This is a genomic window from Streptomyces sp. MK37H, assembly GCF_018035285.1.
Taxonomy (GTDB): domain Bacteria; phylum Actinomycetota; class Actinomycetes; order Streptomycetales; family Streptomycetaceae; genus Streptomyces; species Streptomyces endocoffeicus.
Genome location: NZ_JAAAYH010000266.1, coordinates 1 through 12,786, shown reverse-complemented (window position 1 = coordinate 12,786; position 12,786 = coordinate 1). Strand labels below are relative to the sequence as shown.

Genomic DNA, 12,786 nt, shown 5'->3' with positions numbered 1-12,786 from the left:
CGCCTGCAACACCCGCGAGGAAGTCCTCAAGCGCGACGGCGAGAACGTCCAGACCGACTCCAGCTGCGCGGCCACCAGCGGCACCTGGTACTCCGAGTACGACGGCGAGACCTGGTCCGCCTCCGGCGACGTGGACATCGACCACGTCGTGCCGCTCTCCGAGGCGTGGAAGTCCGGCGCCAACAGCTGGACCACCGCCCAGCGCCAGGCGTTCGCCAACGACCTGACCCACTCCCAGCTCATCGCCGTGACGGACAACGTCAACCAGTCCAAGGGCGACCAGGACCCCGCCGAGTGGCTGCCGCCCCGGAGCGCCTACCACTGCATGTACGCCCGCATGTGGGTCTCGGTGAAGTACACCTACAAGCTCACCCTCGACTCGGCCGAGAAGTCCGCGCTCAGCGGCATCCTCAACGGCTGCTGAGACACCACTCCACCCGGCGCACCGCCCGGAGGAACCGCCGCACCTCCTCCGTCGTTCCGTACCGTACGCATGACGAGCACATCGAAGAACGACGGAGGAGGTCCGGATGGCCGGGCTGCGCCTGGGACCACTGCTGCGCCATGTCGACTGGGAGAGCGGCACCGGCGCGACCGTCTGGGTCGAGGCCGACCGGCCCTGTGAGGCCGAGGTGCGGTGCGCCGACGGCGCGGGCGGCACCGCCCGCACCTGGCGGATCGCGGGCCACCACTACGCCCTGATCCCGGTCACCGGGCTGCGGCCGGGCGGCGAGACCGCCTACCGGGTGCTGCTGGACGGCGAGCAGGTCTGGCCGCTGCCGGACTCCCCGTTCCCCGACAGCACCATCCGCACCCCGGCCCCGGACCCAGCCCCGGGCGCGGACGCCACGGACCGCGCGCCCGTGCGCGTGGTCTTCGGCTCCTGCCGATGGGCCGCGCCGCCCTCCGACGCCTCGCACGACCCCGTGGGGCCCGACGCGCTCGACACCCTCGCGCAGGCGCTCGCCCGCGCCCCGGAGGCCCCGCGCCCCGATGTGCTGGTGCTGCTGGGCGACCAGGTGTACGCGGACGAGACCTCCGCCGAGACCCGCCGCTGGCTGGCCGAGCGCCGCGATCTGAGCGAGCCGCCGGGTGAGCAGGTGGCGGACTACGAGGAGTACACCCGGCTCTACTACGAGTCCTGGCTGGACCCCGAGGTGCGCTGGCTGCTCTCCACCGTCCCCAGCTGCATGATCTTCGACGACCACGACGTCATCGACGACTGGAACACCAGCGAGGCATGGCAGCGCCGGATGCGCGCCACCCCGTGGTGGCGGGAGCGGATACTGAGCGGGCTGATGTCCTACTGGGTCCATCAGCACCTGGGCAACCTCTCCCCCGCCGAACTGGCCGCCGACCCGCTCTACGCGGAGGTGCGCGCGGCGGAGGACGGCACCGAGGCGCTGCGGGAGTTCGCCGCCCGCGCCGACGCCGATCCGGGGTACACCCGCTGGAGCTACCGCCGCGACTTCGGCCGCACCCGGCTGCTGATGGTCGACACCCGCGCGGCGCGGGTGCTCGAGGAGGGCCGGCGGGCGATGCTGACCGACAAGGAGCTCGCCTGGGTGCGCGAACAGGCCATGGACGGCGTGGGCGGCGCGCCCGGCCTCCCCGGCCCGGACAAGCCTGGCCCGGACGGGCCCGGGGTGGCCTCCGGCGGCTACGAAGAAGGTCCCGACGGCGGTCACCGCGAGGGCGGCTACGACCATCTGCTGCTCGGCACCTCGCTGCCCTGGCTGCTGCCGCACTTCGTGCATGACGTGGAGGCGTGGAACGCCTCGGTGTGCGGCGGCAGACGCGGTGGGCGCTGGGCGCGGATCGCCGAGGACCTGCGGCAGCGCGGCGACTTGGAGCACTGGGCGGCGTTCCCCGAGTCCTTCGACGCGCTCACCGACACCATCGCCGAGGTGGGCGGCGCGCCGGGGGCGCCCGCCACGATCAGCGTGCTCTCCGGCGATGTGCACCACGCCTATGTGGCCACCCCGGACTGGTCGCGGTGGCCGTCCCGGCCGCCCCGCAGCCAGGTGCGCCAGTTGACCTGCTCCCCGGTCCACAACAGCATCTACGCCTCGATACGGCTCGGCTTCCGCTTCGGCTGGAGCGCCGCGGGCCGCGCCCTGGGCCGGGCGTTCCGGCGCCATGGGCGGGTGCCGCACCCCCGCTTGAGCTGGCACAAGACGGGCGGGCCCTGGTTCGGCAACCAGCTGATGACGCTGACCCTCCGGGGCCGTACCGCGCATCTGCGGCTGGACCAGGCGCAGTCGGACCCCTCGGGCGGCGGCGCCCGGCTGGTGGCGGCGCTGGAGACGGACTGGGCGGGCTAAGGGTGTCCGACCGACCTCGAGGCCTGCGGCGGGCTGCTCCCCGCCCCGCCCCTTGACCCCGGGATCAAGGGGCGGGGAGGGGGAAGTATCGATATGCGGCTCCGCCGCGTGGATCGATATGCGGCTCCGCCGCGTGGTCCGCCGGACGCCGTAGCCGACCCTTTGGGCACCGTTCCGCGCCGTACGTCATGTGATGGCGGCATACGTCCGTGATACAGGCCACAACGGAGCGGCAGGTTCCGAAGACCGGGTCGATTCGCGTCGAGCGGGCGGCATGATGGGCGCGCATCCTGCGTCACATCTGCCCCGGGAGACACAGCCTTGGCCGGAGACCCCCACGCGATAGCCGTCGTCGGCGCCGGGCCGCGCGGCACCAGCGTGCTGGAGCGCCTGTGCGCCTCGGCCCCGGAGCTGGCGCCCGGCACCCCGCTGACCGTGCACATGGTGGACCCCTCCCCGCCCGGCGCGGGACGGGTCTGGCGCACCGCCCAGCCGGACGAGTTGCTGATGAACACCGTGGCCTCGCAGGTCACCCTGTTCACCGATGCGAGCGTCGAATGCGGCGGGCCGGTGCGGACCGGACCGAGCCTGTACGAATGGGTCAGCGCGCGCGGCCTGGCGCCCGGCCTCGGCCCGGACGACTACCCCAGCCGCGCGCTGTACGGCCGCTATCTGGAGTGGGTGTTCGGCGAGGTGGTGCGGGGTGCGCCGGACACCGTGACCGTCCGGGCGCACCGGGCCCGCGCCGTACGGCTGGAGGAACGGGCCGACGGCACGCAGGTGCTGACGCTGGATGACGGGAGCCGTCTGGAGGGGCTGCGCGCGGTCGTCCTGGCGCAGGGCCATCTGCCGGCGGCCGCCGACGCCACGGAGCGGCGGTACGCGGCCCACGCGGAGCGGCACGGGCTGCGCTACTACCCGCCCGCCAACCCCGCCGATGTCGACTTGTCGCTCATCGCGCCGGGCGAGCCGGTGCTGCTGCGCGGTCTCGGCCTCAACTTCTTCGACCACATGACGCTGCTGACGGCGGGCCGGGGCGGCACCTTCGTCCCACACGCGCACGGCGGTCTGGTCTACCGGCCCTCGGGGCTCGAGCCACGGCTGTACGCGGGGTCGCGGCGCGGCATCCCGTACCACGCACGGGGCGACAACGCGAAGGGGCCGTGCGGCCGGCACACCCCGCTGCTGCTGACCCCCGATGTGCTCGGCCACTTCCGCAAGCGCGCGGACGCGGGCGATCCGCCGGACTTCCTCACCGAGATATGGCCACTCGTGGCCAAGGAGTCCGAGACGGTCTACTACGAGACGCTGCTGGCCCTCCGCGCCCCCGACACCCACGCCCCGGCCGCCCCGGAGGCACCCGAACTCGGCTCCGGAACCCCCGCCCCGTTCATCCCAGCACCCTTCAGGCGTCACTTTTTGGCCACCGAGCACGGCAGCCCCGAAGAGGCCGCCGTGCTCGCGGAGTACGGCATTCCGGAGGCGGAGCGCTGGTCCTGGGACGCGGTGGCCCAGCCGTACCGCGGACGCCGGTTCACGGGGCGTGACGAATTCCGGCGGTGGCTGCTGGCCTACGCCCACCAGGACGTGGCGCACGCACGGCTGGGCAATGTCGAGGGCCCGGTCAAGGCCGCCCTCGACGTACTGCGCGACCTCCGCAACGAGCTGCGCCTGATCGTCGACCACGGCGGGCTGACGGGGGCGTCCCGCCGCGCCCATCTGGACCGCTGGTACACCCCGCTCAACGCCTTCCTCTCGATCGGCCCGCCGCGCCGCCGGATCGAGGAGATGGCCGCGCTGATCGAGGCGGGGGTCCTGGACGTCCTCGGCCCGCGGCTTGAAGTGACCTTGGAAAGTCCGGACCAAGGGGCCGACGAGGCTGGTTTCGCCGCCCGGTCGGCCGAGGTGCCGGGTCCGCCGGTGGCGGCCACGACGCTGATCGAGGCGCGGCTGCCGGAGCCGGATGTGCGCCGGACCGCCGATGAGTTGCTGATCCATCTGCTGGAGACCGGGCAGTGCCGTCCGCACCGGGTGGAGGGCTATGAGACCGGCGGCCTCGATGTCACCACCGCCCCCTACCGGCTGGTGGACGCCCAGGGCCGCCCGCATCCGCGGCGGTTCGCCCTCGGGGTGCCGACCGAGGGGGTCCACTGGGTGACGGCCGCGGGCGCGCGGCCGGGCGTGAACTCCGTCACCCTCTGCGACACGGACGCCGTGGCACGGGCGGTGCTGCGCGTGATGACCGCGCGGGAGCCCCGGCAGGAAGGTGCCCCGATGTGCACCGTGGGGCTCTGAGTAGCGGGTTCAGAACGTCAGAAAAGGGCCTCCGGGGGACTCACATTGGCAGGAACTTGAACTTGCAACAAAAGGTGAGGGGAACCTAACCTGGCGTTCCGCTGTTCCCCGTCCCCAGGAGCAAGGAGCTCCCCTCCCATGCCTTCTTCCCCCACCCCCCGCACCCTCGGCGAGGCGCTCGACAGCGCCAAGCCGTACGTCCTCTCCCTCTTCCGCATCGTGGTCGGGCTGCTGTTCTTCTGCCACGGCGCCTCGTCGCTGCTCGGCTGGTTCGGCGGCATGATGGGCACCGGCAAGACCATCGAGGCCGGCACCTGGCCGGGCTGGTACGCGGCCGTCATCCAGCTCGTCGGCGGCGCGCTGGTGATGCTCGGCGTCGGCAGCCGCAGCGCGGCCTTCATCTCCTCGGGCTCGATGGCCTACGCGTACTTCCACGAGCACCAGCCCGAGAAGCTGTGGCCCATTCAGAACGGCGGCGAGCCCGCCGCGATGTTCTGCTGGGCCCTGCTGCTGATCGTCTTCACCGGCCCCGGCCCCTGGGCGCTGGACCGGATATTCGGCTCGGCCCGCGCGAGCGGGACGGCGCCGGAAGCGCGGCGCGAGCCGTCCCGGGTCTGACGGACGGCAGCCGGACGCCACCTCGTCCAGCCGTCAGTTCCACCCATTCGACATCACGTCACCCATCACGCCATGCGGGGTCGAACGCCCCGCATGGCGTGATTCGAACAACATCATCACACCCCTTACCGTTATCCTCTTCAGTCACAGGCGTACGCTGTATGGCTGTTACAGGCTGACGCCTGCCGCTTCCCGGCGACATGCGCAGCGGGGGGACCGGGATCGGGAGTAGAACGTTGTTGGAACATTTGGGGTCGCTGACCAACACCCCATGGATCTATGCGGTGATCGGGGCATCCGTCCTGCTCGATGTCTTTCTGCCCGTTCTGCCCAGCGGAGTTCTGGTCATCACCGCCGCCACCGCGGCCGCCGGCACCACCGTTGACGCCGTCGGCGTGGTGCGCCAGGCCGGCGCGGCCGACTTCCCCGCCATGTTCGGGCTGATGCTGTGCGCCGCGACCGCCTCCGTCCTCGGGGACATGGTCGCCTACCGGCTGGCCTGGCGCGGCAGCGACCGGCTCGACCGCGCCATCGCCCGCTCCCGCCGACTCACCTCCGCCCAGGAGAAGTTGGGCACCGCGCTGGTGCGCGGCGGCGGTCCGCTCGTGGTGATAGCCCGCTTCGCGCCCGCGGGACGCTCGGTCGTCAGCCTGAGCGCGGGTGCGGCCCACCGGAGGGTGAAGGAATTCCTGCCGTGGTCGGCGGTGGCCGGGCTCGCCTGGGCGGCGTACAGCGTGGCCCTCGGCTATGTCGGCGGCCAGTGGCTCGGCGCCACCTGGCTGGGCACGGCGGTCTCGGTGCTCGCGCTGTTCGGGGCGGGCGCCGGTGCGGCGTATGTGATGAAGCGTCCGGCTGAGGGTGAGACAGGTCCGCTCCCCGCGGGTCCGGCCGGGCAGCCGCTGCCCGGCGTCCACCAGGCGCGGTAGGGCCGTGTCGGCGACCGATTACGGATCGGCCCGCGATACCGGCTACGGTCCCTGCATGCGTACCCCCATCGTGCCGGTTCCGGCATGCTGACCCGCGCCGCCGGGATGGTCGCCGCGTTCCTCGCCGGCCTCGCCCTGGTCGTCGCCGCGGTCCTGGTCGTACGGCATCTCACCGCACCCTCGGAGCCCGAGCTGCCGGTGATCCCCGATGCCAGGCGCCCCGTCGTGGAGGCCGCGGTCCGCGCCTGCTCCCCGCTGAGCGTGCCGCTGCTGGCCGCCCAGATCGACGCGGAGAGCGGCTGGCGCCGGGACGCGGACTCCGGGCACGCCCAGGGCATTTCGCAGTTCTCCCCGGTCACCTGGAAGGAGTGGGGCCAGGACGGCGACGGCGACGGCGAGGCCGACATCTGGGAGCCCCGCGACGCCATCCCCTCACAGGCCCGCTACATGTGCCATCTGTACGACGTGGTCAAGGTGGTCCCGGGCGGCAAGGCCGGGCTCGGGGCGACCCGGCTCGCGCTCGCGGCGTACAACGCGGGGCCGAACGCGGTGCTCCGGGCGCGCGGCATCCCGAAGATCCTCGAGACGCGGGAGTACGTCGACAAGATCTTAAAGGAGCTGCTGCCCAAGTACCGGAAGAGCGAGGAGAGGTACCGGGAGAGCGAGGCGAAGCACACCAGCAGTGCCTCCGCCTCACCCTCCACACCGGCCTCCCCCTCGCCCTCCGGCGATCCGTCCGGGCCCGCCTCCGGCTCCTCACCGGCGGCTACGCGTCGGCCGTGATGAAGTCCTCCACGGCCCGTACGAGTTCCTGCGGTGTCTCATCGGCGGGGTAGTGCCCGGCGTACTCCAGCTCCACCAGCTCGGCGTTGACGTACCAGCGCAGCCAGGTCTGCCGCATCACCTCCGCCGTGAGCGCCGGGTCGTGGGCGCCGACCACGATCCGGACCGGCACCTGGGCACCGGCTATGTCCTCGTGGAAGTCCTCCAGCGCCCAGGAGTCCAGCCATGCGCGCAGCGCCTTGGGGTCGCTGTGCTCCAGTGAGTGCCGCACCATCAGATCCAGCCAGGCGTCCGGGTGGCGGCCGCCGGTGGTGAGGTCGATGATCTCCCGGCGGTTCTCCGGGCGGTCGGCGGCGGCCGCGAACAGCTGCCACTGCTCGCCCTCCATCGGCACCCCGCTGGCCGGCACCGGCGCGACCCCGACCAGCCGACGGACCCGGTCCGGGGCGGCCGCCAGGACGCGCTGGACGACGGCCGCGCCCATCGAGTGGCCGATGAGCGAGAACCGCTCCCAGCCGAGGTGATCGGCGAGCGCGAGCAGATCGCCCCCGGCCTCGCCGGTGGTGTACGCGCCGGGGATGTCGCGCGCCTCGCCGTAGCCGCGCAGATCGGGCAGCACATAGGTGAACCCGCGCCGGTCGACGTGCGGCAGCATCGCGGCGTACGCGGCCCGGTCCGAGAACCAGCCGTGCACGGCCATCACATGGTGCGGCCCGTCGCCGACAGTTTCGTACGGTGGAACGAGGGGTGGAACGATCGGTCCCATGGCACCTCCGGTCCCAGTCGAATACGGGCGCGCGGCGCGTGCCCGTGGGGGACAACGGTGACGTCTCCCGCTTCGGGTGGGCAAGCCCGATGCGCATATGCGTGCCCGCGATACGACCCGGGAAGGGGCCGTATCGCGGGCACGGGGCCGTCCGTGTGGCGGAGGGTGCTACGGATAGTTCACGAGGTTCGCCACATTGTTGCCGGAATTGGACGGCCCGCCCGTGTTGTTGATGACATGGCTGATGGTGCCGGTGCCGCCGAGCGACACGGTGACCATGTGGTGGAAGCGGACGCCCGGGGTGTCGGGGACCTCGAAGGAGCGGGCCGCGACAACACCCGGATTCACATTGAAGTAGCAGTAGCTGCCCAGCCCCCACGCCTCATGGCTGGTGACGTTCGGCCCCACCTTGTAGGCGGCGTAGCCCTGGGTGTTCCCGTTCATCCAGGCGCCCTGGTTGGGCGGGTCGTAGGGCATTTCGTTCTGGTAGAAGTAGGTCCGGCCGCCGTTGCCGTTCCAGATCGTCTGGTACTGCTGATAGTGCTCGACGAACAGGCCGTACATGGTGACGTCGTCACCATTGACGATCAGGCCGTTGGCGGCGGTGTTGGTGTTCCAGCCGACGCCGTCACCGTGGTCGGCCCGCCAGATCCACAGATGGTCGCCGATCACGTTCGAGCTGTTGACCACCAGGCTCTTGGACGCCTTGCCGACCCCGGCCCCGCCGACCCGGAAGAACACATCGTGCAGGGACGTCGGATTCGCCGCGTGCTTCGCACCGGCCCCGCTCGGGCCCACCTCCATCAGCGTCGCGGAGTTCACCGGACCGGCGTCGAAGAGCAACCCCGCCACCTTGACCCCGTCGACGTCGGCGACGGACATCGCGGTCACGCCGTTGTCGGGGACGAGGGTGGCGAGCCCGAGGCCGAGGACGACCGTGTCGGGCCGGGTCACCTTCAGCGTCTCACTGAGGTGGTAGACCCCCGGGGTGAACAGCAGATGCTTGCCCTGCGCGAGCGCGGCGTTGATGGCCGACGCGGAGACCCCGGGCTTGGCGATGAAGAACTGGTCGATGGGCAGCGACGACCCCGCCGGAGCGCCACCGGCCCAGGTGGTGCCCTGGGAATCCGACCGCATCGCGGGCACGAAGACCTTGTAGGCGCCCGCCTGGTCCACGTAGAGGAAGGGCTTCTCCCGGACGGTCGGGGTCTGGTTCACCACCGTGAAGGGCGGATTGGGGAAGTTCCCCGAGGGCGCGTTGACGGCCCCGACGAACACCATGTTCCAGTTGGACCCGGACCAGCTTCCCCACTGGGTGTTCCGGGAGAGCCACTGCTGCTGCGAGCCGGAGCGCACCTGGCCGTCGATCTTCGTATCGGCCATGAATCCACCGCTGGACCAGCCGCCGTCATCGAGCTGGAGCGAACCGCGGACATGCATCCGGCGGTACGGCGCGGCCTGGGAGACCGCCCAGCGGTCGGTGCCCGAGGTGGGGGTCACGGACAGGTTCTCCGCGCCGCGCCAGAAGTTCTGGGTCGCGTTCCCCTGGAACCAGTCGGCCTCGGCGTGCACCGCGCCGTTGATGGTCACATCGTCCGGTGACATCCCCAGGCCCAGCACCTGCGTGTAGAAGCCCACGTTGACGTCGGCGCTGTAGGTGCCCGGCTTGAAGAGCACCGCATAGCGGTTGGAGCCGAACTGGTTCCGCTCCTGCTGCTGGAAGATGGAGTTCAGCCGGCTCTGAATGGTCGACGCGGGCATCGTCGGATCGAAGACGGCGACGTTCGGGCCGAGGTCGGGGCCGCCCGGGTCGCCGGAGACCTCGGCCACCTGGAAGGACTGGGCGGCGCTGCCGTTGCATGCGTACTGCTGGAGCTGCGTCCCGTCCTGGGTGGAGGCGCTGGGCACGTCGAGGCATTTGCCGCTGTGCCGGTTGACGAAGTGATACGCCCCGCCGCCCTCGTCCACGGCCTGCCACTGCTGGTTGTCGCCGCCACCGTAGGTCCACAGCTGGACGGCGGCGCCGTCGGCGGTGGACACGTCCGTCACGTCCCACGCCTGGGCGGTGTCGTTACGGTTGTCGACGCGGACGTAGCCGTCGCCCGTGGCCTCGAACTTCCACAGCTGGGCGGCGGAGTTGTTGCACGCGTACTGCTGGACGGCGGTGCCGTTCACCGTCGCCGCGCCGCGCGCGTCCACGCACTTGCCGCTGCCCTTGTTGACGGCGGTGGCCCAGCCCGTCGGCAGCGCCGCGGCCTTGGCACTCGCTCCGGGGGCCGTCGCCAGGGCGCCGCAGAGGGCGGTGAGCAGGGCGAAGACGGCCAGCAGAGCGGTCCTCCGGGGCCTGGGGGCTCTTGGGGGCCTGGGGCGTTTCGCGGATCGTGCCGGTCTTCGCATCACGGAAGCCTCTCCTGGTGAGGGTGGGGGAAGAGCGCCCCGGTGCGGTCACAGGGCGGCCGCCGCGCGTGCCAACGATCCCTTGTTTCGGGCGAGTTGGCTGGTCTGTACCGCGGCTTTGAGGACGGTATGACCATGGGATTCCGGTGTCAATACGAGCCTTAAGTCAAGCTGTGAAATTGTGCTCAGGTGAGCCGTACGGGCGCGGCTGTGGCGGCGTACGGGCGAGGCTGCCCGTACGGCGTACGGGCCGGACTGTGCTGCGTACGGGCGAGCCCGGCCCCAGGGCCGCGTGTCAGCCGCGCCGGCCGAGGGCGCCCGTAGTCTGATGGCGGCTGTGGCGCGCGATATGGGAATCCTGCGGAACAGCAGCCTCCGGCGCCATCGCGCCACCGCGCTGCGGCTCGTGGCCGTCGCCGCCCTCTACTACGCGGGCGCCAGGATCGGACTGCTCCAGGAGCTGGTGCGCGGTCAGGTCACCCCGCTGTGGCCGCCGACCGGAATCGCCCTGGCCTGTCTGCTGACGCTGGGCCCCATGGCCTGGCCGGGCATCGCCCTCGGCGCCGTCGCGGTCAACGCCCCCATCGGCCCGTCGCCCCTGGCGGTCCTCGCGATCGTGGCGGGCAACACCCTGGCCCCGGTCTGCTCCTATCTGCTGCTGCGGCGCGTGGGCTTCCGGCCCGCCGTGGACCGGCTGCGGGACGCGCTGGCCCTGGTCTTCCTCGGCGCCCTGGCGGGCATGCTGATCAGCGCCACGGTGGGCACCGCCGCGCTTCTGCTGTCGGGCGCGCTCGCCGCGGGGGGCTTCTGGACCGCCTGGTCGGTGTGGTGGACGGGCGACGCCATGGGCGTCCTGGTGATCACCCCCGTACTGCTGGTGCTCCGCGGCGCCCGGCTCCCGCGCGGCGTCGGCCCGTACCGTCTGCTGGAGGCGGTGGCCCTGGTGCTGGGCACGGCGGCCGTCACACTGGTGGCCACGCGGACGGAGGTCAGCCTGCTCTTCCTGGTCTTCCCGTTCCTGATCTGGGGCGCCCTGCGCTTCCAGCTCGCGGGCGCCGCCCCGTGCTCGCTCATCGTCACGGTCCTCGCGATCGCCTCGACGGCGGAGGGCACCGGCCCGTTCTCCGACCACTCGCTCCCGGCCCGGATGGTCACCCTGCAGGCGTTCAACGGCTCGACGGCCCTGACGGCCCTGCTCCTGTCCGCGATCATCACCGAACGCAACGCCACCCGCCGCCAGATCGAACGCGTCTGCGCCCAGCTGGCCGACGTGGTCTTCCGCCTGACCCCGGACGAGCCCCTCCCGCCCGGGGGCGAACGGAGATCCCCGGACAGGCGGTAACGGGCCGTACTACGGTGCCGCCGGACGCGCCCTCAGATAGCGCTCGAGCTGGCGGGACACCGCCGGAACCTGCTGCCCCTCACCGACCGTCCCTTCCAGCGACTCTCGACGGACAGGGACCATGACCGCGACCCAAACGACTCACACGACTCACACGACTCACGCGACCCACACACCCCACGCCACCCGCTATCTCTATCTGACCCGCCACGGCGAGGCCACACCGGACGAAGGCGCGCTCACGCCCACCGGCCGCCGCCAGGCCACGCTGCTCGGCGAGCGGCTCCGGGGCGTTCCGCTGTCGGCGATCCACCACGGCCCGCTGCCCCGGGCGGCCGAGACCGCCCGGCTGATCGGCGACCAACTCGACGGCGTACCGGCCCATGTCTGCGAACCGGCCGGGGACTATGTGCCGTACACGCCCCGGCGAGACGAACTACCCGCCGATTCCGCCGACTTCCTGCTCGAATTCGTCCATCGCTTTCCCCCCGAAGAGCGCGCCCGCGGCCCGCTGCTGGCCCGTGCCGCCGAGGAGCGCTTCACGGGTCCGGTGGACGGGCCCGAGGACCGCCATGAGCTGGTCGTCACGCACAACTTCCTCATCGGCTGGCTGGTCCGGGCCGTGCTCGACGCCCCGGAGTGGCGCTGGCTCGGCCTCAACCAGTGCAACGCGGCGCTGACGGTCATCCGCTGTCCCCCGCCCGGCCGGCCGCCCTCGGTGCTCTTCTCCAACGACATGGCGCACCTGCCCGCGCCACTGCGCTGGACCGGCTATCCGCCGGAGCTGCGGATCACCTCCTGACCCGGCCCCCTGGCCCCGTGGCCCCGGGCGGTCGAACCGTCTTTCCGCCGGGGGCCGGACCCGCGCTGTTGGGCCCGGCCCCCGCCGTGTCCGAGTTACGCAAGCAGCCCAGCAAGCCCCCGCGCCACTGCGCTGGACCGGCTATCCGCCGGAGCTGCGGATCACCTCCTGACCCGGCCCGGTGGCCCCGTGGCCCCGGGCGGTCGAACCGTCTTTCCGCCGGGGGCCGGACCCGCGCTGTTGGGCCCGGCCCCCGCCGTGTCCGAGTTACGCAAGCAGCCCAGCAAGCGTGAATAAGGACAGCCATACGCTAGGGCCCGGCACTGACAACGGGGCTCCTCGCCGGGGATGCGCGGGGTGTGCGCGGCCCGGTTCACGCCATCCGCCCCACGCCGAACACATGAGCGATTCGCCAAGGGCAGAACGTTGTCCCCTTCCCGTCGGGCGCGACGCTCCTACCCTGAGGGGGTGAGCAGCCACGCGTCGAACCGAGCCCGCGTCATTCCCCTGCGTCCGGCCACCGCGGACCCGGC

10 protein-coding genes are annotated in these 12,786 nt (G+C 72.0%); 8 read left to right on the top strand and 2 right to left on the bottom strand.

Going from position 1 to position 12,786, the window contains the following annotated elements:
* The 6 genes from GWI24_RS29720 to GWI24_RS29695 form a co-directional block, all read left to right on the top strand.
* Positions 1-424: HNH endonuclease family protein (locus GWI24_RS29720; RefSeq protein ID WP_210948973.1), on the top strand; the 424-nt coding region annotated here is incomplete at its 5' end.
* A 106-nt stretch (positions 425-530) separates the two neighbouring features.
* Complete coding sequence (locus GWI24_RS29715; protein ID WP_210948972.1) at positions 531-2,324, top strand: alkaline phosphatase D family protein; 1,794 nt, start codon at positions 531-533, stop codon at positions 2,322-2,324.
* Between the two features lie 321 nt (positions 2,325-2,645).
* Complete coding sequence (locus GWI24_RS29710; protein ID WP_210948971.1) at positions 2,646-4,619, top strand: FAD/NAD(P)-binding domain-containing protein; 1,974 nt, start codon at positions 2,646-2,648, stop codon at positions 4,617-4,619.
* A gap of 138 nt (positions 4,620-4,757) precedes the next feature.
* The gene (locus tag GWI24_RS29705; RefSeq protein WP_210948970.1) at positions 4,758-5,237 is read left to right on the top strand and encodes a DoxX family protein; all 480 of its coding nucleotides are present in this window, start codon (positions 4,758-4,760) and stop codon (positions 5,235-5,237) included.
* A gap of 236 nt (positions 5,238-5,473) precedes the next feature.
* Positions 5,474-6,163, top strand: coding sequence for a DedA family protein (locus tag GWI24_RS29700; RefSeq protein ID WP_210948969.1), 690 nt, complete (start codon positions 5,474-5,476; stop codon positions 6,161-6,163).
* 84 nt (positions 6,164-6,247) lie between these two features.
* Positions 6,248-6,946, top strand: a complete 699-nt coding sequence (locus tag GWI24_RS29695) for a lytic transglycosylase domain-containing protein (protein WP_210948968.1) — start codon at positions 6,248-6,250, stop codon at positions 6,944-6,946.
* Here GWI24_RS29695 and GWI24_RS29690 read toward each other — a convergent pair.
* On the bottom strand, positions 6,930-7,712 hold the full coding sequence (locus GWI24_RS29690) for an alpha/beta fold hydrolase (RefSeq protein ID WP_210948967.1): 783 nt from the start codon (positions 7,710-7,712) through the stop codon (positions 6,930-6,932). The genes GWI24_RS29695 and GWI24_RS29690 overlap by 17 nt on opposite strands.
* Before the next feature lie 168 nt (positions 7,713-7,880).
* Positions 7,881-10,109: an RICIN domain-containing protein gene (locus GWI24_RS29685; protein WP_247617049.1), complete on the bottom strand. Its 2,229-nt coding sequence runs from the start codon at positions 10,107-10,109 to the stop codon at positions 7,881-7,883.
* Between the two features lie 328 nt (positions 10,110-10,437).
* Here GWI24_RS29685 and GWI24_RS29680 point away from each other — a divergent pair, with 328 nt between their 5' ends.
* On the top strand, positions 10,438-11,451 hold the full coding sequence (locus GWI24_RS29680; protein ID WP_247617048.1) for an MASE1 domain-containing protein: 1,014 nt from the start codon (positions 10,438-10,440) through the stop codon (positions 11,449-11,451).
* 121 nt (positions 11,452-11,572) lie between these two features.
* Complete coding sequence (locus tag GWI24_RS29675; RefSeq protein ID WP_210948966.1) at positions 11,573-12,253, top strand: histidine phosphatase family protein; 681 nt, start codon at positions 11,573-11,575, stop codon at positions 12,251-12,253.
* The last annotated feature ends 533 nt before the right edge of the window (positions 12,254-12,786 follow it).

Coding starts and splice junctions, on each gene's coding strand:
- GWI24_RS29715 (WP_210948972.1), top strand. CDS start 531: ATGGCCGGGCTGCGCCTGGGACCACTGCTGCGCCATGTCGACTGGGAG.
- GWI24_RS29705 (WP_210948970.1), top strand. CDS start 4,758: ATGCCTTCTTCCCCCACCCCCCGCACCCTCGGCGAGGCGCTCGACAGC.
- GWI24_RS29695 (WP_210948968.1), top strand. CDS start 6,248: ATGCTGACCCGCGCCGCCGGGATGGTCGCCGCGTTCCTCGCCGGCCTC.
- GWI24_RS29690 (WP_210948967.1), bottom strand. CDS start 7,712: ATGGGACCGATCGTTCCACCCCTCGTTCCACCGTACGAAACTGTCGGC.
- GWI24_RS29685 (WP_247617049.1), bottom strand. CDS start 10,109: ATGCGAAGACCGGCACGATCCGCGAAACGCCCCAGGCCCCCAAGAGCC.
- GWI24_RS29680 (WP_247617048.1), top strand. CDS start 10,438: ATGGCGGCTGTGGCGCGCGATATGGGAATCCTGCGGAACAGCAGCCTC.
- GWI24_RS29675 (WP_210948966.1), top strand. CDS start 11,573: ATGACCGCGACCCAAACGACTCACACGACTCACACGACTCACGCGACC.